Source organism: Couchioplanes caeruleus (genome assembly GCF_023499255.1).
In the GTDB taxonomy this organism is placed as follows: domain Bacteria; phylum Actinomycetota; class Actinomycetes; order Mycobacteriales; family Micromonosporaceae; genus Actinoplanes; species Actinoplanes caeruleus_A.
This window is the reverse complement of sequence record NZ_CP092183.1, coordinates 4,991,594-5,011,525: the sequence shown is the minus strand read 5'-3', so window position 1 is coordinate 5,011,525 and position 19,932 is coordinate 4,991,594. Positions and strand designations below refer to the sequence as shown.

Annotated in this window: 15 protein-coding genes; 6 read left to right on the top strand and 9 right to left on the bottom strand. The window is 75.2% G+C overall.

Annotation, left to right across the window (positions count from 1 at the left end; genetic code table 11):
* Positions 1-33 precede the first annotated feature (33 nt).
* The gene (locus COUCH_RS23225) at positions 34-3,183 is read left to right on the top strand and encodes a BTAD domain-containing putative transcriptional regulator (protein ID WP_249607296.1); all 3,150 of its coding nucleotides are present in this window, start codon (positions 34-36) and stop codon (positions 3,181-3,183) included.
* Here the strand turns inward: COUCH_RS23225 and COUCH_RS23220 are convergent.
* Entirely contained in the window at positions 3,180-4,940 is a 1,761-nt protein-coding gene (locus COUCH_RS23220) for an acyl-CoA dehydrogenase (protein WP_249607295.1), read from the bottom strand. The two genes, COUCH_RS23225 and COUCH_RS23220, sit on opposite strands and share 4 nt — an antisense overlap.
* Positions 4,941-5,030: 90 nt before the next feature.
* On the opposite strand from COUCH_RS23220, the gene COUCH_RS23215 reads away from it, so the two are divergent.
* From COUCH_RS23215 to COUCH_RS23195, 5 genes are all read left to right on the top strand, one after another.
* Positions 5,031-5,270: a hypothetical protein gene (locus tag COUCH_RS23215; protein ID WP_249607294.1), complete on the top strand. Its 240-nt coding sequence runs from the start codon at positions 5,031-5,033 to the stop codon at positions 5,268-5,270.
* Between the two features lie 105 nt (positions 5,271-5,375).
* The gene (locus tag COUCH_RS23210; protein WP_249607293.1) at positions 5,376-6,683 is read left to right on the top strand and encodes a S1 family peptidase; all 1,308 of its coding nucleotides are present in this window, start codon (positions 5,376-5,378) and stop codon (positions 6,681-6,683) included.
* Positions 6,684-6,740: 57 nt separating this feature from the next.
* Complete coding sequence (locus COUCH_RS23205) at positions 6,741-7,301, top strand: DinB family protein (protein WP_249607292.1); 561 nt, start codon at positions 6,741-6,743, stop codon at positions 7,299-7,301.
* Positions 7,302-7,396: 95 nt separating this feature from the next.
* Positions 7,397-8,479 (top strand): tryptophan dimethylallyltransferase family protein, encoded by a 1,083-nt coding sequence (locus tag COUCH_RS23200; protein ID WP_249607291.1) that lies wholly within the window; start codon positions 7,397-7,399, stop codon positions 8,477-8,479.
* 9 nt (positions 8,480-8,488) lie between these two features.
* Positions 8,489-9,877 carry a tryptophanase gene (locus COUCH_RS23195; RefSeq protein WP_249607290.1) on the top strand — a complete coding sequence of 463 codons (1,389 nt, stop codon included), beginning with the start codon at positions 8,489-8,491 and terminating at the stop codon, positions 9,875-9,877.
* A 217-nt stretch (positions 9,878-10,094) separates the two neighbouring features.
* On the opposite strand, the gene COUCH_RS23190 is transcribed toward COUCH_RS23195, so the two are convergent.
* The 8 genes from COUCH_RS23190 to COUCH_RS23155 all read right to left on the bottom strand — a co-directional run bounded on the left by COUCH_RS23190 (position 10,095) and on the right by COUCH_RS23155 (position 19,930).
* Complete coding sequence (locus tag COUCH_RS23190; RefSeq protein WP_249607289.1) at positions 10,095-10,643, bottom strand: GTP-binding protein; 549 nt, start codon at positions 10,641-10,643, stop codon at positions 10,095-10,097.
* A gap of 21 nt (positions 10,644-10,664) precedes the next feature.
* On the bottom strand, positions 10,665-11,027 hold the full coding sequence (locus tag COUCH_RS23185; RefSeq protein WP_249607288.1) for a DUF742 domain-containing protein: 363 nt from the start codon (positions 11,025-11,027) through the stop codon (positions 10,665-10,667).
* Entirely contained in the window at positions 11,027-11,446 is a 420-nt protein-coding gene (locus tag COUCH_RS23180) for a roadblock/LC7 domain-containing protein (protein WP_199509954.1), read from the bottom strand. Before COUCH_RS23180 ends, COUCH_RS23185 begins: the two co-directional genes overlap by 1 nt.
* Before the next feature lie 41 nt (positions 11,447-11,487).
* Positions 11,488-13,998, bottom strand: a complete 2,511-nt coding sequence (locus COUCH_RS23175) for a sensor histidine kinase (protein WP_249607287.1) — start codon at positions 13,996-13,998, stop codon at positions 11,488-11,490.
* A gap of 77 nt (positions 13,999-14,075) precedes the next feature.
* Complete coding sequence (locus tag COUCH_RS23170; protein ID WP_249607286.1) at positions 14,076-15,005, bottom strand: hypothetical protein; 930 nt, start codon at positions 15,003-15,005, stop codon at positions 14,076-14,078.
* A complete protein-coding gene (locus tag COUCH_RS23165; protein WP_249607285.1) occupies positions 15,002-15,403 on the bottom strand; it encodes a DUF742 domain-containing protein in 402 nt (133 codons plus the stop codon). Before COUCH_RS23165 ends, COUCH_RS23170 begins: the two co-directional genes overlap by 4 nt.
* Entirely contained in the window at positions 15,396-17,300 is a 1,905-nt protein-coding gene (locus tag COUCH_RS23160; protein ID WP_249607284.1) for a sensor histidine kinase, read from the bottom strand. Before COUCH_RS23160 ends, COUCH_RS23165 begins: the two co-directional genes overlap by 8 nt.
* The gene (locus tag COUCH_RS23155) at positions 17,297-19,930 is read right to left on the bottom strand and encodes a helix-turn-helix transcriptional regulator (protein ID WP_249607283.1); all 2,634 of its coding nucleotides are present in this window, start codon (positions 19,928-19,930) and stop codon (positions 17,297-17,299) included. The genes COUCH_RS23160 and COUCH_RS23155 overlap by 4 nt, the downstream gene beginning before the upstream one ends.
* Positions 19,931-19,932: the final 2 nt, after the last annotated feature.

Genomic DNA, 19,932 nt, shown 5'->3' with positions numbered 1-19,932 from the left:
GTGCCGGATGAGTGCCGCCTGCGATGGGTGGCCATGACCGGCCGGGTGACGACGTTCCGGGTGCTCGGGCCGATCGGCGCCGACGCCGGGGGAGAGCCTGTCGGGCTCGGCGGGGCCCGGCAGCGCGCGGTGCTCGCCCGGCTGCTGGTGGCCCGCGGCCGGGTCGTGCCCGTGGACCGGCTCGTCGCAGACCTGTGGGAGACGCCGCCGGACGCCGCGGTCGCCGCCATCCGGACGTTCGTCGCCGACCTGCGCCGGGCGCTCGAACCCGGCCGGCCCCCGCGGCGGCCCGCCGAGCTGCTCATCACCACCCCGCCCGGGTACGCGCTGCCCGCCGCGCCGGACGCGGTGGACGCCTGGCGGTTCGAGGCGGCGGTGACCCGTACCGGCGGCCACGCGGCCGACGCCCTGACCCGCCTCGACGACGCCCTCGCACTGTGGCGCGGGCCCGCGTACGCCGAGTACGAGGCCGAACCCTGGGCGCGCGCGGAGATCGACCGCTTGAACGAGCTGCGGATGCTCGCCGTGGAACGACGCGCGGAGGCCCTGCTGGAGCTGGGGCGCGCCGCCGAGGCGGTGTCGGACCTGCAGGCGCACACCGCGCAGGCGCCGCTGCGGGAGGGCGCGTGGCACCTGCTGGCCACCGCGCTGTACCGGGCGGGGAGGCAGGGTGAGGCGCTCGCGGCGCTGCGCCGGGCCCGGGACGTACTGGTCGGTGAGCTGGGTGTCGATCCGGGACCGCGGCTGCGCCGGCTGGAGGCCGACATCCTGGCGCAGGCGCCGCACCTGGAATCGCCGCCCGAGGTCTCGGTCGCCTTCCTGGATCGCCCTGATGCGGGACCGGCATTGGCGGAGCGGCCCTCCGGAGGGCCGCGTTCCGCGGGGCGGCCCTCCACGCGGCCGGCTTTCGCAGAGAGGACTTCCGCGCGGCGGGCCTTCGTGGGGCGGGCCCACGAGCTGGACCTCCTCGAGGCTGCTGCCGGCCGGGCCGCGGCCGGGGACGAGCCCGTCGTGGCGCTGATCTCGGGGGAACCCGGTGCGGGCAAGAGCGCCCTCGCCGAGACGGTCGCCGCGCGGCTCGCCGGACGTGGCTGGGTGGTGCTGTGGGGGCGCGGTCCGGAGGACGACGGCGCCCCGGTCGCCTGGCCGTGGACGCCGCAGACCGTACCGGCGCCCGGGGAGGATCCGGCCGCCGCACGGTTGCGGCGCCGCCGCGAGGCCGCTGCCCGGGTCGCCGCCGCCGCGGGCCGCTCGCCGGTGCTGCTGGTCGCCGACGATCTGCACCGGGCCGACGCGGACAGCCTGGACCTGCTCACCGCCCTGGACGCCGGATCGGGGCGGGTGCTGGTGCTGGGGACGTACCGGGCCACGGAGATCGGGCCGGCGCTGACCGCGGCGCTGGCGCGGTGGGCGCGTACCGAGCCGGTGCGGGTCTACCTGGGCGGGCTGACCGAACCGGAGGTCACCGAGCTGGTGGCCGGGGTGCTCGGCCGGCCCGCCGGCGCCGGCGTGGCCCGGGCGGTGCACCGGCGCAGCGGCGGCAACCCCTTCTTCGCGCGGGAACTCGCCCGGCTGCACGCCGACGGCGCCGACCTGGACGACATCCCGGCGGGCGTCCGCGACGTCATCCGGCACCGCCTCGCCCGGCTGCCCGGGCGCACCCGCGACGTGCTGCGGCAGGCGTCGGTGCTGGGCCGCGACGTCGACCCCGAGGTGCTCGGCGCGCTGGCCGGCGACGTGGTGGACGCGCTGGACGACGCCCTCGCCGCCGGCTTCCTCACCGAGGACGGGCCGCGCCTGCGGTTCGCGCACATCCTGGTACGCGACACCGTCTACGACGATCTGTCCGCCGTACGCCGTGCCCACTGGCACGCGGCGGCCGGGGCGGCCATCGAACGCCTGGCGCCCGGCGATGCGGCCGTGCTCGCCCACCACTTCGGGCTCGCCGGGAACCGGGCCACCGCGCCGAAGGCCGCGCGGTACGCCCGTACGGCCGCGGAGGAGGCGGAACGCCGCAGCAACCCGCACGAGGCCGCCCGGCTGTGGCGGCAGGTGCTGGCCGCCGGCAGCGGCGATCCGGCCGTACGGCTGGCCGCGCTCGCCGGGCTGGGGCGCAACCTGGCCGTCACCGGTCACCTGGCGGAGACACGGGCCCTGCGCGCCGAGGCGATCGCGGCTGTCTCCGCCGTCGGCGACCCCGAGCTGACCGCGGCCGTGCTCACCGGCTTCGACGTGCCGGCGATCTGGCCGCGCAACGATGACCACGAGCTGGCCGGACTGGTCGTCGCCGCCGCCGAGCGGGTGCTTCCCGGCGCGGCGCCACCGCTGCGGAGCCGGCTGCTGTCGACGCTCGCCCTCGAGCTGCGCGGGGACACCGGGGAGCGGGGGCGCCGGGCCGCCGCCGAGGCCGAGGCGATCGCCCGGGAGCTCGACGACCCCGGGCTGCTCGCGCTGGCGCTCAACGCCCGGTTCATGCACGCCTTCGCCCGTACCGGGATGGCGGGGGAGCGCGACCGGATCGGCGCCGAGCTCGTCGACCTGGCGGCGAAGCACGACCTGGTGACGGTGGAGGTGCTCGGGCACCTGATCCGGCTGCAGGCGGCCTGCGCGCGAGGCGAGTTCGACGCGGCTGACCGGCACGCGGCGGCCGCCGACCGGCTCGCGGGCCGCTACGAGCTGCCCGTGGTCGGCGTGTTCACCGAGCTGTACGCCGCCCTCCGCCTCGCCGTGGCCGGCCGTTCCGCCGTGGCCGGCCGTCCTGTCGGGGCGGGCCGTGCCGTCGAGGACGCGTACCGCACGGCGTGCGCGCGGCTTGCGGGCAGCGGCATGCCGGGGATGAGCGACGGCCTGCTCGGGCTGGCCCTGCTGTCGATCGGGCGCGACGGCGGGGACGTGGGCCCGTACGAGCCGTGGGTGCGCCCGGGCCGCCTGCTCGCCGCGGGACGCCGGGACGAGGCCGCCCGGGCCGTACGGGAGCTGCCGGAGTCCCCGCACGACCTGCTGTGGGAAGCCCGGCTCTGCCTCGCCGCGCGGGCCGTGGCCGAGCTGGGTGACCGTGAGGCGGCCGCGCGGCTGTACGACGAGCTGCTGCCCGCCGCCGGGGAACTGGCCGGGGCGGGCAGCGGCATCGTCTCGTTCGGCACCGTCGACGACCACCTCGCGGTGCTGCGGAACCTGCTCTAGAGGACCGCGTCGTCCAGGTCCGCGAGCAGCGTGTCGCCGCCGGCGAGCAGGTCCAGCCACGGCCCCGTACGCGGAAGCTCGTGCGTGAAGAAGTAGCGGGCCGCGAGGCGCTTGCCGTCGTAGAACGCACCCTCCTTGCCGGCGGCGGCGATCGCCTGCTCCAGCCACATCCACGCGATCACGATGTGCCCGGCCGTGTCCAGGTACGCGGTCGCGTTGGCCAGCGCCGCGTCCGGGTCACCGGCGGCCCACAGCTTCCGCGTCGCCTCGGCGAGCCGGGCGCACGCCGTGTCCAGGGCCGACGCCATCGCGGACAGCTCCTCCGGCGCCCGGGCGGTGGTCGCGCCGATGGTGCGCAGCAGCAGCGTCAGGCCCGCGCCGCCCCGCATGACGACCTTGCGGCCGAGCAGGTCCAGCGCCTGGATGCCGTCGGTGCCCTCGTGGATGGGGTTGAGCCGGTTGTCGCGGTAGAACTGCTCGACCGGGTACTCGCGGGTGTAGCCGTAGCCGCCGTGCACCTGGATCGCGTGGTCGTTCGCCTTGAGGCACCACTGCGACGGCCACGCCTTCACGATCGGCGTGAGCACGTCCAGCAGCAGAGGCGCCTCGGGGGAGTCGTCGTCGACCAGCATCGCCGCGTACAGGACGAGGGCCAGGCCACCCTCCACGTAGGACTTGGAGGCGAGCAGCATCCGGCGTACGTCGGGGTGCCGCACGATGGGCACCGGCGGCGCGGCCGGGTCCTTGCCGGCCACCGGGCGGCCCTGCAGCCGCTCTCGGGCGTACGCCAGCGCGTGCAGGTAGCCGGTGTAGCCGAGGGCGACCGCGCCGGCCCCGACGCCGATCCGCGCCTCGTTCATCATGTGGAACATGTACGCGAGGCCGCGCCCCTCCTCGCCGACCAGGTAGCCGACCGCGCCGGGCGCCCCCTGCGGCTCGTACGTGCCGTCGCCGAAGGACAGCACGGCGTTGGTCGTCCCGCGGAAGCCCATCTTGTGGTTCAGCCCGGCCAGCACCACGTCGTTGCGTTCGGCGGGGGAGCCGTCCGGCCCGAGCAGGTGCTTCGGCACGATGAACAGCGACAGCCCTTTCACGCCGGCGGGCGCGCCCTGCACCCGGGCGAGCACGAGGTGCACGATCGTCTCGCTCAGCTCGTGGTCGCCCGCGGAGATCCACATCTTGCTGCCGTGCAGCCGGTACACGCCGTCGCCGGCCGGCACCGCGCGGGTCGTCACGTCGCTCAGCGACGATCCCGCCTGCGGCTCCGACAGGCACATCGTGCCGGTGAACCGGCCCTCCAGCATCGGCCGGACGAAGGCGTCGACGTGCTCCTGCTTAGCGTACGTGAGCAGCAGGCCGGCGTTGGCCATGGTGAGCATCGGGTACGCCGACGTGGCGATGTTCGCGGCCTGGAACCAGGCGAAGCACGCCCGCAGCACGGCGTGCGGCAGCTGCAGGCCGCCCAGCTCCTCGTCGAGGCCCCCGGCGAGCAGCCCGGAGTCGTTGAACGCCTTCAGCGCGGCCTTCACCTCGGGGATCACGGTCACCCGTTCCCCGTCGAAGGTCGGCTCCTGCAGGTCGCCGGCCCGGTTGTGGGGGGCGAACTCCCGCTCGGCGATCTGCGCGGAGACCTCGAGCATCGCGTCGAAGGTCTCCCGCGAGTGCTCGGCGAACCGGGGGCGCGCGGTCAGGGCCGTGACGTCCAGCCACTCGTAGAGCAGGAACTCGAGGTCGCGCTGCGAAAGAATCCGAGACATCCCCCGATTCTGCCCGGCCGGAGCACGGCGCCGGGGTGATCGGTCGGCGAACCGGCCGTGAGCTGCGGCGCAGCGCTCTACGGTGGGCTCGTGTGCGATCGATTCGTGGACGTCTGGGACGCGCTCGGCGATCGCGAACGGTCGCTGCTGCTGGAGCAGCGGCACACGGTGCCGGTGCCGCCGGAGGTCGCCGCGGTGCTCGTGCGGGTCGGTCTCGCCCTCGACGCGCAGCCCGGCCTGTTCCCCGCGCCCGCGCACTGGCCGGCGGGGTTCCGCGACTTCCTGGACGACGTGGCGGCGGTGCGAGACGACGACGAGGAATGTGAATAGCGGTAGTGGCGGGCTCGTAATAGAAAGTTTACTATCGATAACCATCGATCTGTCGATCGTGTTCATCCATCAGGCGACATCCGTCACCGAGGGAGCTCTGATCGCATGACATCGTTGTCACAAGGCCGCCGCTGGACCGTGGCGGCCGCCGCGCTCGCCCTGTCCGTCACCGCCCTGCAGGCGCCCGCCTCTGCCGGGCCGCCCGTCGGCGCGGCGACCGGGACCGCCCGGGCCGCCGAGGCCGCGGGAGCCGCCGAGGCCGCGGGAGCCGCCGAGGTCGCGGGAGCCGCCGAGGCCGCGGGAGCCGTCGGAACTGCCGGGACCGCGCCGGGCGCCGCGCCGGCTGCCGGGCGGGAGTCGGTGGTGAATGCGCTCAGCGTGCTGCCGGCCGCCGACCGGGCGCGCATCGAGCGGCAACGGCCTCTGGTCGCGGCCGCGTCCGTGCTGCGCTGGGAGGTCGAGCGGCGGGGCCATTCCGGGTACGCGGGCATCACGCTCGAGGATTCCGCGGTGGCGTTGTGGTGGAAGGGTGTCGTTCCTCCGTCGATGCGTCAGGCCGTGGCGAACGCTTCGCGCACTGCGCCCGTACTTGTGAAAAGCGCCGCGCACTCGCTGGGTGAGTTGCGGGCGGCCGCGGCCGCCGTCCGGGCCGGCAATCCCGGCCTGCCGGTCCAGGCGGTCAAGCTGAAGGGCGACGGCAGCGGTCTCGTCGTCTCGGCGCCGCCGGGCGCGGCGGGCGCGGCGGGCGTTCGCGCGGCCGCCGGCGTGCCCGTCACCGTGGTGCACGAGCCCGCGTTGCAGCCGACCAGCCGCGACGACGACTGGTCGCCCTGGAAGGGCGGCGCCACGATCGTCAACACCACCCGGTCGACCGCCTGCACGTCGGGCTTCGGGGTGCGCAACGGCTCGGCCGGCTACCTCCTCACGGCCGCGCACTGCGGGCAGGGCGGCGACCGCTTCCAGGACGCCCGGGGCGAGTTCGTCGGCAACGTCGGGCCGCGGCAGCAGGACCACGACGTCGAGCTGGTGCCCACCTCGGCCGTCGACGGGTACGTCTACATCGGTACCCCGGACGACAACCTGGTCGGCCTGGTGGAGGGCTGGGGCTGGACGTTCGTCGGCGAGTACCTGTGCCAGTCGGGCGTCTCCAGCTCGCGGGAGCTGGGCCGGCCGGTGTGCAACCTGAAGGTGCTGTTCTTCTACGCGGACCGGGAGGACCTCGTGGAGGCCGAGCAGACCGAGGGGCAGCCGGCGGCCCGCCCGGGTGACAGCGGCGGGCCGGTCTACTCGATCTCCGGCAGCGGCAAGATCGTCGCGAAGGGCACGGTGACGCGGACCGCCGGCGCCCGGCTGGGCTTCCAGGACTACGGCACGGCGTGGCGGGACTTCGGCGTCACCCCGGCCACCCGCTGACCGGCCCCGGGGGCCGCGGCGTGTGCCGTGGCCCCCGCTGTATCTAGGGTGGGAATCATGACGAGTGAGCACGTGGTGGGGCACAACGGCATGTGGGCGCCGCAGGGCGAGGACCCGCGGGTGGCGGGCAAGCCGGTCGGTGAGCTGGCCACCATCCGGGAGTACCTGACCCACTACCGGCTCACCCTGGAGCTGAAGTGCGGCGGGCTGTCGCCGGAGCAGCTCGCGGCCCGGTCGGTGCCGCCGTCCACGATGAGCCTGCTCGGGCTGGTCCGGCACATGGCCCGGGTGGAGCACATCTGGTTCGAGCAGTGCCTGCAGGGGCGGCGCGATGCCGTGCCGCCGTACTGGTCGGACGGGCACAAGGACCTCGACTTCGACGGCGCGGCCGGTGACGCCGCGGTGGCCGCGGACGCGTTCGCCACGTGGAAGGAGCGGACAGCCGCTGCCGATCGGTGGCTGGACGGCGCGACCGACCTCGGCGCCACGGTGCTGACCCGGCACGGCGAGGAGACCACCGTGCGCGACGTGCTCATCCACATGGTCGAGGAGTACGCCCGCCACTGCGGCCACGCCGATCTGCTGCGCGAGTGCATCGACGGCCGGACCGGTCAGTGACGTAGGCCACAGTTAAAGATGGTCAGACAGATTGTGGAATTATCGACGTCTGCTGATTAAATGATCACGTGATCGCGTCCTCAGTGGAGGGTCACGTGCCGGTCACGTCCCTCGTCAGCCACGTCCGCGACCAGCTGACCCGGCTCTGCCGGGTGACCGGGGCCGACCCGGCGATGTCGGCACAGCTCGTCGCCGACCTGCTCGGCCCCGCCGGTCCCCGCCCGCTCGACGCCGGCCCCGCGTGGCCCTCGGACATCGCCGACGACCACACCCCGATCGAGTTCTCCGTGGCGTTCCACCGCCACGGGCGCCCCACGCTGCGCATCCTCGCCGAGTCCGCGGTGGCCGACCTGAGCCGCCCGGCCGAGCTGTCCTCCGCGCTCGCGTTCCTGCACCGGCAGACGCGCCGGCACCGGCTGACCACGGCGCGGCTCGACCGGGTGCTCGACCTGTTCGACACCGACCGCCCGCAGGGCCTCTTCGGCATGTGGCACTCGCTCATCCTGCGCCGCACCCCCGAGTTCAAGGTGTACCTGAACCCCGAGATCCGCGGCGTGGCGACCGCCGACGAGCTCGTCACCGAGGCGCTCGGCCGGCTCGGGGCCGCCCCCGCGCACCGGGCGGTGCGGACGCGCGGGCTGCGGCCCGGCGAGGTCGGCGCCGCCGACCGGCTCACCTTCTTCGCGCTGGACCTGCACGACGCGGACAGCGCCCGGATCAAGCTCTACGTCTCCCAGCACGACGCCGACCTGGCCGACGTGGCCCGCGCCGCCGCGATGGTGCCCGGCGTCGACACCGACGCCGTCACCGGCTTCTGCCGGCACGCCGCCGGGCCCGGCCCGTACACCGGCCGCCCGATCATCAGCAGCTTCACGTACGCGGCGGGCGCGGACCGGCCCATCGGATACAGCGTGTACGTGCCGATCCGCAGTTACGTCTGCGACGACGAGCAGGCCCGCGACCGGATCCGCGGGTTGATGGACCGGCACGGCTTCGACCCGGCCGACCTGGACCGCGTGATCGCAGCCGTCACGTCCCGCCCGCTCGCCGACGGCGCCGGCCTGCTCGCCCACGTGTCGCTGCGGCTCGGTGCCCCGCGCCCCGGCATGACCGTCTACCTGTCGTCCGAGGCGTATCAGGTGAGCGCCCCCCGACCACAGCGGGTTCCGGCCCGGTAGGAGAGCACCATGACCGACGAGATGTTCACCGTGCTGCCGCCGTACCGGATCAAGGTCGTCGAGCCGATCCCGTTCCTCACCGCCGGCGAGCGCCGGGCTGCGTATGCCGCCGCCGGGCACAACCCGTTCAACCTGCGCGCCGACCAGATCACCGTGGACCTGCTCAGCGACTCCGGCACCGGTGCCACCTCGGCGGAGCAGGAAGCCGCGGCCGCCCGGGGTGACGAGTCGTACGCGGGCGCCCGCTCATGGTTCCGCTTCCGCGACGAGGTACGCGACCTCACCGGCTACCCGCACGTCCTGCCGGTGCACCAGGGCCGCGCCGCCGAACGGATCGTGTTCTCCGCGCTGCTGCGCCCCGGGCAGATCTGCGTCAGCAACACCCACTTCGACACCACCCACGCCAACGTGGAGCTGGCCGGCGCGCACACCCTCGACCTGCCCTGCCCGCAGGCGATGGACCTGGACAGCGACGAGCCGTTCAAGGGCGACATCGACCTGCGCGCGCTGGCGGACGTCCTCGCCGGCCCGGACGGCGGCCGGGTCGGCCTGGTGCTCATGACCGTCACGAACAACGGGCTCGGCGCGCAGCCGGTGTCGATGGCCAACCTGGAGGCGGTCGCGGCGCTCTGCCGGCAGCACCGGGTGCCGTTCCTGCTCGACGCCGCGCGCTTTGCCGAGAACGCCTGGCTCGTGCGGGAACGCGAGGCCGGCTACGGCGACTGGACGCCCCGGCAGATCGCCACCCGCGCGTTCCAGCTCGCCGACGGCTGCCTCGTCAGCCTCAAGAAGGACGGCCTCGCCCCGGTGGGCGGGTTCATCGGCCTGCGCAGCGCCGAGCTGTACGCCGTCTGCGAGGCGAACCTCATCGCCACCGAGGGCTTCTCCACGTACGGCGGGCTCGCCGGGCACGACCTGGAACGCATCGCCCAGGGGCTGCGCGAGGTCGTCGACGTGCACTACCTGCGGTCGCGGGCCGCGTCGACCGCCCGCCTGGCCACGCTCATCAACGAGGCCGGCGTGGACACCGTACGCCCGGCCGGCGTCCACGCCCTCTACCTCAACGCCGGCCGCCTCCTGCCGCACCTGGAGCCGGCGCGGTTCCCCGGCCACTCGCTGGCCAGCGAGCTCTACCTGCGTGGCGGCATCCGCTGCGCCGAGCTGGGCTCCCTCTACCTGGGCGCGATGGACGAGGAGCACCGGCTGCTGGAGCCGGCACCCTTCGAGCTCGTCCGCCTGGCCATCCCGCGGCGGGTGTACACCGACGCCCACCTCGACTACGTCGCCGAGACGCTGGCCCGGATCGCGAAGGACCCGGAACGCGTCCGCGGCTACCGCATCGTGTCGGCGCCGGCGCTGCTGCGTCACTTCAAGGTCCGGCTGGAGCCGATCGAGTAGCGCGCCGCGGCCTGCGTGTTGCGTGCCGGGCCGTGGCGTTGCGTGCCGGACTGCGGTGTTGCCTGCCGGTCTGCGGTGTTGCCTGCCGGGCCGCGGTGTTGCGTGCTGGACCGCGTGCCTGGGCGGGCTGCGGGCCCGGCAGGCTCGCTGCTCGCGGTTGGCGCCGCATGCTGCGGCCGCGGGCCCGGGCTTCCCGGGCCCGCGGCGGGGCGCACCGTCAGGCCGGTAGCTTGGCCAGCACGTACTGCAGGAGAAGGACCAGCACCTCCACCGCGGAGTCCCGCCGGCGCGCGTCGCAGCGCGTCAGCGGAACCTCCGGGTTGAGCTGCAGCGCCGCCCGGATCTCGTCGTCGGTGTACGAGCACTCCCCGAAGAACGTGTTCACCGCGACGACGAACGGGATGCCGCGCCGCTCGAAGTAGTCGACGGAGGCGAAGCTCGCCGGCAGCCGCCGCGTGTCGACGAGCACCACCGCGCCGACGGCGCCCTGGGCCAGCTCGTCCCACATGAACCAGAACCGGTCCTGGCCGGGCGTGCCGAACAGGTAGAGCACCACCTCGCTGTTGATCGTGATGCGGCCGAAGTCCAGCGCGACCGTGGTCTGGTGCTTCTCCTCGAGGCCCGCCAGGTCGTCGACGCCGACGCTGGCCTCGGTCATCACCTCCTCGGTGGTCAACGGCGGGATCTCGCTGACGGAACCGACCATGGTCGTCTTGCCGGCGCCGAAACCCCCGGCGATGACGACCTTGACGGATGTGCGTTCCATTGTGTTGTCGTGTCCTCGAGGTCAGAGCCGCTGGAGGCCGCCGAGCAGCGTCTCCAGCAGGGCACGGTCGTAGACGGTCTGCTGCGCGGCGGAGCCCAGGGCCAGGTAGTCCTGCTCGAGCAGGATGTCGACGAGCACCTTCACCACCGTCAGCGGCCGCCCGAGATAGGCGGAGATCTCCGCGATGGACATCCAGTCCCGGCACTGCCGCAGGATCTGCTGGTACTCCGGCTCCAGCACGGTCGTGTCGCCCGGCAACGCGACGACCTGGGTGGCCAGGTCCAGCGCCGCGTTGCGCGGCGTGGTCCGGCCGTTCACCAGCACGTACAGCGGTACCAGCCGTTCCGACTCGTCCCGGGTGTCCCCGGCGTCCCGGTCGGCCATCAGCGCGCGGCGTGCCCGTTGAGCGGCGCGCCGTCACGCCGCTGCGCGCCGAGGTACTGCCCGATGCGGGTGACCAGGCGGCCCATCTCGTACGCGACCGTGCCCATGTCCACGTCCTCGCCGCCGAGCACGGCGAGCCGGGCGTTCTCCCCGGCCGAGGCGATGAACAGCGTCCGGTCCTGGAACTCCACGATGATCTGGTCCACCGGGCCGCTGGCGAACCGGCGCCCCACGCCCGCGCCGACGCTGTAGAGCGAGGACGCGGCGGCGGCGAGGACCTCGGCGGCGTCCCGGTCCAGCGACGCGGACTTCTGCACGACCAGCCCGTCGGTCGACAGCACGAGCGCGTGCAGCACCTGGTCCACGGCGGTGAGCTCGTCGAGCATCCAGGTGAGGTCGTTGTGCGGGGTCGGTTCCATGGTTCTTCCTGTCCTCGTGGGTTGTGCTGCGGGGAGGGGTGTCACTCTGCGGACTTGGGACCGGGCGGCTTGATCTCACCGGTACGGCCGGCCCGCCAGCCCTTCTGGTAGCTGGCCAGGCGGTTACGGGCGGCCTCGGGCGAGTACACGGGCGCGGCGGTCTGCGTGGGGCCGCCCGTCTCGTCGCGCAGCTGCGGCGCCAGGTGTTCCTGCGGGCGCCGGACGGGGAGCGGCGGCCGTCCGGTGCCGGCGCCGTTCGACGAGGGTGCCCCGCCCGGCCCGTGCGCGGCGGCAGCGCCCGCCATGGGTCCCGTGGCGCCGGCTGCGCCCGCCCTGGGTCCCGTGGCGGCGGCTGTGCCTGCCGCGGACGTCGTCGCGGTGGTGGCGCCGGCGACCGGCACTGGAGCCGATCGGGTGCGCAGCGGGGTGGCCGGTTGCTCGGCCGCCGGCATCGCGACTCGCGCCGGGATCGCCGCCGTCGGCTCCTCCTCGAGCGGCAGTTGGGCGTCCCGCTCGAACGGGCGCCGCGAAACGTCCGCGCCGGGCCCCGCCGGGTGCCGCGGATCGTCGCCGTCCGGCTCGCCCGGCTGCCGCACGTCGTCGGCGGCGGCCAGGGCGGTCGCCGGCAGCAGCACGACCGCGAGCACACCGCCGTACGCGGAGGTGCGCAGCGTGACCTGCATGCCGCCGCGCTTGGCCAGCTCGGCGACCACCCAGAGGCCGATCTGGGCGCCGCCCTTGAGGCCGGTCAGGTCCGGGGTGGGCGCGGTGGCCAGCAGCGTGTTCGCCTCCTCCATGGCCTCGTGCGTCATGCCGACGCCGGCGTCCTCGATCTCGATCACCACGCCGTGGTGCGCCTGGGTGCAGCTGATCCACACCTCGGAGTCCGGCGGGGAGAACACGAGCGCGTTGTCGAGCAGCTCGGCCAGCAGGTGGGTGATGCCGGTGACGGCCGGACCGCTGATCGCCACGTCCGGCGTCCGGCGCAGCGTGACCCGCTGGTACTGCCGGGTCTCGGCGATCGCGCCGAGCAGCACCCGGCGCACCGGGACGGGCCGGGAGAACCGGCGCCCGGTCTGCCCGCCGGCCAGGATGATGAGGTTCTCCAGGAACCGGCGGGTCTGGGTGAGCTGATGGTTGATGTCGAACAGCTCCGCGAGGATCTGCTCGTCGCCGATCCGGTTCTGCAGCTCCTCGATGACCTTGAGGCCGTGCTGCAGCGGCCGCTGCGGGCGCCGGGCGACGCCCATCAGCATGGCCATGCCGGCCGCCCGGGTGGTGGCCTCCTCGACGGCCGCGTCGACCGCGGCGTGCAGCGACTTGTTCAGCACCGTCGCCAGGTGGCCGATCTCGTCGCGGCCGTAGTCCCGGTTGGGCAATTCCAGCGCGACGTCCACTTTCTCCCGTCTCCGCAGCCGCGTGATGATCGCCGGGAGCCGCTCGTCGACGACCGCCACGGCGTCCTTGCCCAGCTGCGCGAGGCGTACGGACAGCGCCTGGTTCACCAGGATCTGCGACTGCCGGACCGCTGACACGATGGCGCCGACCGCGATGAGCAGCGCCACCGCACTGCCGATGGCGGCGGCCAGCAACTGGTTGTTGCCCGTCCGCAGCGCCTTGATGGACACCCGGTCGGCCTGCGTCACCGTGAGCGCCACCAACTGGTCGGACACCGATGCCGCGGCCGCGTCCCACTGCACGCCGGTCAGCTGCAGCGCCCGCGGCGCCTTGCCCTTCCACGACCCGGCCGAGATCAGCGCGTTCTCCGCGGCGGTCAGCGCCTTCCACTCGCTGGAGGCGGTCATCCGCTCGTACTGGGCGCGGGCCTCCGGCTCCAGGTGCGGGACCGCGGTCTCCAGCGTCGTGTGGTACGCGCCGACCATGGTCACGAAGCGTAGATGGTCCTGCTGGCTCAGGCTCTGCGCGCCCAGGGCGCCGGAGATCACCGAACTGGACCGCGACATCAGGTCGCCGGCGCGGAACGTGTCGGTCGCGGTGATGCCGCCCTGCGTCGCCGTGGCGTCCGGCACGACCCGGGCCTGCGTGTCGAACAGGTCGATCGCGGAGTCGACGAGGTCGTTGTAGAAGTCGGTGGTCTGCTGGCGCAGCGCCCGGCCCGAGTCGATGGTGCTGCGCACCCCGGGCAGCCGGTCGAGCCGGTCGGAGAAGGCCTGCCAGCGGACGTCGATCGAGCGCGGCGCCTTGCTCAGGACCGGGTCGGCGGCCGTACGCAGCCTCGTCACCAGGTCGTCGGTCTCCTGCCGTTGCGCGAGCAGCGACTGCAGGTCCCGGGCCGGGTGCGACAGGTAGTTGATGCTGTCCCGGCGCTCACGCTGGATGGCGGCGAGGGTGCGGACCGCGGGGATCGACACCTGGCGCACACCGTTGGCCACCTCGCGGTCGTAGTAGCCGTTGAACACGAGGTACGCCGACGTGGCCAGCCAGAGGGCGAGCGCCGCGACGCCCGGCACGAGGATGAGCCGGGCGATGCGCCGCTTGATGGGCTTCTCCGGGCCGCGGAGTGCCTCGTCGGTTTCGGGTTTCTTGGTCACTGTGCTCGCGATCTTCGGTCGTCGGGGAGAGGCGGGGTCGGGGGCGGCGGGTCAGCGCCGGCGGGTCGGGGGGTTGGTCAGGCGGGTGGTGGGTCGTCCGGTCGTGCGCAGGCGGCGCCGTCGATGCGGCAGTCCTGCGGCGCGGCGTCGAGCAGGGTGGCGCCGAGCACCGAGAACGAGACCAGCACCGATCCGTCGGCCGGCACGGACCGTGTGGTGTCGTTCGGCTCGAACGTCCACGTCGAACCATCCTGCCGGGCCGTCGCGCCGGACACCCGGGCGATCTGCAGCGTCGGCCGCGGCAGCGTGAGCGTCAGCACCCAGCCGCGCCGCCGCGCCGCGCCGCGGTTGAAGATCGTGACCTCGGCGTCGTACCCGAGCAGGCCCGTCCCGCCGCCGGGAAATCGGTACTGCGCCGCCAGCGGCGCCGGCACCGCGGCGGACGAGGGGGTCGCGGCGCCGGGCGGCAAGGGTGGAACAGCAGATCCGGGTACGGGCACAGTCGACGCCGACGATGCCGAGGGCGACGTCACGCCCGTGGTGGCCGCGGAGGCGGGCACCTCGGTGGTCGGCCCGGGGCGCGGCGTCGACGGCGCCGGCTCTGCCACCCGCGCCTTGTCCGGCGCGCGGGGCGGCAGCGAGGCCAGGTCGCCGGGCCCGCGCACCACCACCGCGACGACGACCGCGGTGCCGGCCACGGCGAGCAGGACCCCCGCCACCAGCCAGCCCACGGTGCCGCGGCGGCCGCGACCGGCCGGCCGCAGCTTGGGCTGGGGCCCCGACTGCGCGGCGAGGGCCAGGCGCATCAGGGCGTCCAGGAGCATGACGGACGGGGAGCGGCGTTCCCGCCGGGTCGCGTCGGGCATCGTCCCGTTCGCCGCCGTCCCGTTCGCCGCCGTCCCGTTCGCCGCCGTCCCGTTCGCCGCCGTCGCGTCGGGCATCGTCGCGCCAGGTGCCGTGGCGTCGGGCGTCGTCCCGTCCGGCGTCGGGGCTTTGTCCTCGGTCACAGCGCCAGCAACCCTTCGTGGAGCCGCTGCATGACGGCCAGGGACAGGTGGTCTTCCTCCGGCTGCTGCGGGACCCGGACGAGCCCCGCGTCGCGCAGGTCGCCGAGCAGCACCTGAACGGTCCCGAGCGGCAGCGTCAGGTACGCGGCGATCTCGGCGACCGAAAGGGCCCGCGCGCACAACCGCAGGATCGCCGACTCCTCCGGGGACAGCTTGGAGAGCGGCGCCCGCTCCTCGGTGCGCTGCACGAGCGTGCTGACCGTGAAGCCGTGGTCGCCGGGGTGCGCGCGGCCGCCGGTCATCGCGTACAGGCGCACGACCGGGCCGGCGTTCTCGTCGTACCAGGCGTCCTCGGGGCCACCGCCGGGCAGCACCGGCGCGGGGCGGGAGCTATTCATCGGTGCCCACAGTGGTCACACCCGTACCCGGCTTCTTCCGCGGGGTGGCTCCCGGCGCCAGTTTCTGCGGCGGCGCGGCGCCGGAACCCTGGCGTGCCTGCCGTGCCGGGCGGGCCGGGGCCGGGGAGGCGCCCGGGGGGAGCCGCTGCGCCGGAATCGTCCTGCGGCGTGGGGCCGGGGACGCCTCCGGTGCCGCGTCGGCCGGGGGCAGCCCGGCGGTCGCCTCGGTGAGTCCGGTCGCCTCGTGCAGCAGGGCGGCCGGCAGGCGTACCTCGGCGAGGAGGCCACCGCCGTCGGCGTTGCGCAGGGCCACCGCGGCCCCGCAGCGGTCGGCCAGGCGGCCCGTGGCGTACAGGCCGTCCCAGGCGCGGGCCGGCGGGGGCGTGGTGGCGGCCAGGACGTCGGCGGCGGCCCGCAGATCGTCGTCGTCCATGCCGGGGCCGTGGTCGGCGACCGTGAGGACGTACCCGTCGGCGTCCCAGGCCCCGCTCACCCGGACCCGGGTGTCGGCCGACGAGAACGTGACGGCGTTCTCGACCAGCTCGGCGAGCAGGTGCATGACATCGACGACCGCCGTGCCGGCCAGCGCGGCGGGCTCGACCTGCGCGGTCGAGACCCGTTCGAACCCCGGCACCTCGGCGGCGGCCGCGCGGACCACCTCGGTGAGCGGCACGGGTACGGTCCACCGGCGCCCGGGCGTGCCGCCGGTCAGCGCGATGGTCTTCTCGACGTTGCGGCGAATCCGGCTGGCGAGGTGGTCGATGCGGAACAGCTCGCCCAGCGTGCCGTCGTCGCCGACGCGCCGCTGCAGGTTGTCGAGCATGCGGAGCTGGCGGTGCAGCAGGGCCTGGTTGCGGCGGTTCTGCTCCAGCACCAGCTCCAGCTCGTGGACGTCCACCGGCGGGGAGGACACGGCCGCCGCCTGTGCGCTGCGTGGCCCGGAGAAGCCGCGTCGCAGGCGTACCAGCACGGCGATGACCGCGACCAGCCCGACCCCGGCGAGCAGCCCCGCCGTGGCCACGGTGACCACGGCGCCGGGCATCGCGTCGTCGCGGGCCCGCCGCACCGCCGCGACCTCCAGGTCACGCAGCCCCGTGCGGTACGCGTCCAGCGCCGGAGGCGGCGCCGTGGCCTGCGTGGGAGGCGCGGCGGTGAGGCGGTCCTCCCACGCCGCCAACGTGGTGGTCCTCGGTTCTGCGGCCAGCCGGTCGTATTCCTCGCGGGCGCTCGCCGGAAGCCGGTCCGCGGCCTCGGCCAGCAGGACCCGGCGGGTCATCGCCAGCCGTACGACGCGGGCACGCACCTCGGCCGACCGTGCGCCGCGGGGGTCGCCGATCACCGCCGCGTCCTCCTGCGACAGGGCTTCCCGGGCCCGGCCGAGCCCCAGCAGCGCTGAGCCGGTACGGGTCTCGCTGTCCGGCCACAGCCACGGCGCACCGGTGAACGCGGCCGCCACGAGCCCGGTGTACGCGTCGACGACGGCGGTCACGTCGGGCTTGGCGCCGTCCACAGTGGCCCGCAGGCCCTGCCGCTCGTCCAGGCGGCGTACCAGGTCGTCGGTGGCCCGTGCCGTACGGGCACCCGCGGGCGTCCGCCACAGCGAACCCGACGCGGCGTCCTGCAGCCGGGCACAGGCGTCGTCGGTGCGCCGGCGCTGAGCGGCCAGGGCGTCGCGGGCCACCACGTCGGCCAGGAAGCCGGCGGACAGCCGCCGCTCCTCCTGCAGCTGCACGATCACCGCGTCGACCGGCTCGCCGAGCTGCCGGGTGGTGGCGTGCGTGCGGACCACCCCGGCGGCGTCGAGGGCCAGCGGCACCGCGGCCGCCGCCCACAGCACGACCAGCAGGCCGCCGGCGGTCCACGCCCACAGCCGCGACCGGACGCGCGTACTGGTCACGACAGTCTCCTCTCGGGGCCGTACGGTGTCTCCTGCTCGGCCGGGACCCGGACGATGAGCCGCAGCTGGGCGAGCAGCTCGCCCCGGTCGGCGCTGCCCAGCCGCTGCCGGATCCGCGCCATGTGGTGCTCGACCGTCTTCGCCGAGATGTAGAGCCGGTCGGCCACCTGCTTGTACGTCAACCCGGCCAGCACCAGGGCGGCCACCTCCTCCTCCCGGTCGCTGAGCACCGGGCGGGCCGCCTGCCCCGGCCGGCCGCGGCGTCCCGGGGTCGCGGCCCCGTCCGCCGGGGCCTGCCGCGCCTGCAGCGAGCGGGCGCAGTCCAGCAGGAGGGTCATCGCCTTGCGGTCGGTGGTGCGGATCGCCGCCTGGCCCGCGAGCCGAGCGCCGTCCCAGCCCAGGCCGAGTTCGGCGAGCCCGCGGGCGGCGGCCTCGACGGCGTCCGGTTCGATGCGGTCGGAGAGCATGTCCAGCCAGCACTGCCCGGCGGCGGCCAGCGCGGCGGCGTACGCGCTCTCCTCCCCGCGCTCCCGCAGCGCGCCCACGTGCCGCTCGACCGTCGGCCGCTGGTCGGCCAGGATTGCCGCGTGCAGCCGGGACCAGTGCAGCGGCGCGCTCCACAGCACCGGCTCGCCGAGCCGGCCCAGCAGGTCGTCGGCGGCGAGCAGCGCCGGCTGCACCTGCCGCGTCTCGCCCAGCCGCGCCGCGGCGACCGCGATCTCGCCGAGCGGGAGCAGCGTGAACAGGTCGACGGGCTGGCCGATGAGCGACTGGCGCGCCTGCGGCCAGGACGCCTGCAGCCCGGCGATGTCGCTCGCGCGGCGGGCCAGGCCGGCGCGCAGGGCGGCGGCGAACACCAGGTCGCGGCCGGGCGCGCCGGCCGGGCCGGGCTCGGCGCCGGGTCCCGTGGGCACACCGGCCAGGGCGGCCTGCTCCGCGGCGGCCGCCAGCCGGCCCTGCGCCATTGCCGTCCAGGCCAGCAGCAGACGGTGCCGGCGGACGAACAGCGGCCCGCCGAGGTTCGTCTCCAGCGCGCGTTCGAGCACCGCCTGCGCCGACTGGAACTCGGCGCAGTGCAGGGCCACCAGGGCGGCCAGGGCGGCGGGACTGTCCGGCAGGAGCACCGCCGAGCCGGAGGGCTCGAGCAGCTGGGCCGCCTGCACCAGCGCGGACAGCGCCGCCATCGGTGAGCCGTGCACGGACTCGTACGCCCCGCGGGCCATTCCCGACGCGGCGGTGCTCAGCAGGGTCGGTGGCCCGGCCGACGGATCGTCCGGCGGGGACGCGAGCAGCTTGCCCGCCGCCTCCGGATGTCCGGTCCCGATGAGGCCGACCGCGCCGAAGCCGGCCGCGAGCCGGGGCGTCGCCCACCGGTACAGCTCTACGGACCGGGCCAGCTGATTGCGGTGCGCCAGCGTCGAAGCAGCGACGCAGGCGGCGTCCGGCCGCTGGCTCGCCGGCCCGGCGGCGAGCACCTGGTCGGCCAGCAGCGAGGCGAGCTCCAGATCGCCCGCCAGCGCGCTGGCCAGGGCCCGCCGGGCACCGGCCGGGCGGCCCGCCCGCGATGCGGCGTCGAACAACTGCGCGGCCAGGGCGGGGTCGCCCTGCAACGCCTCGTCGCCGGCGGCGAGGAACGCGTCACCGAGCCCGGTGGCCTGCGCTCCGGGCGCGAGGGCCACCGCCGGCTCGTCCTCCGGCGCCTCCGGACCGGCCTGCGGCAGGAGCGCCAGCAGCGGGCGCATCAGCGGCAGCACCGAGCCGCCGCGGGCCAGCTGCCATTCCGCCATGCGCCGGCGGATCTCGATGCGCTGGGCGACCGGTCCGTGCATCGCCAGGGCCTGCCGCGCGAGCGGCACCAGCGCGCCCGACGCCGTGAGCATGCCGGTGGCCTTCGCGGTCGCCAGCAACGCCGTGGCCTGCTCCGGGTCGCGGTCGAGCAGGGCGGCGACCACGGTCAGGGACAGGCCGGCGCCCGCCTCGACGGCCAGCAGGACGGTGAGCGTGTCGGCGGCCACCTCGTCGAGGTCGGCCGCGAAAGGCGCCAGGGCCGATCCGGGCGCGCGTTCCGGCGGCGCGCCGGCCACGCCGGTCCCGGCGGCCAGGCCGGTGATCAGGCGGTCCAGGTAGCGCGGGACGCCGCCGCTCTGCACGAGCAGGAAGCGGATCCACTCCGCGGGCACCGGGTGCTCCCAGACCTCGGCGCACCGGGCCCGCACCCGGTCCTCACCGAGCGGCGGCAGCGACACCGGGGTCTGCCGCCGGCGCAGCACGTCGGTCAGCGCCGCCAGCCCCGCCGGGCGCGGCCACGGCCGGTACGCCACCACGACGCGCGCGCCGGGCCGGTCGGCGAACCGGACGAGGTCGCGCAGCCGGTCGTCGTCGACGAGGTGGGCGTCGTCCACGAGCAGAACGGGATCGTCCGGGTCGCCGCCGGCCGGCTGCCACAGGGTGCCGACGGGCACGCCGGCGGCCCGGTAGCCGGCGGCGATCTCGCGCAGCAGCGCGGTCTTGCCGTATCCGCCGGGGGCGCAGACGGCCATGCTCAGCGGCGCGGCCGGGTCGTCGTGCACCTGGGCGATCAGCGCCGCCGCGACCGGGCTGAGCAGCGCCGGGGAACCGGTCCGGACCATCG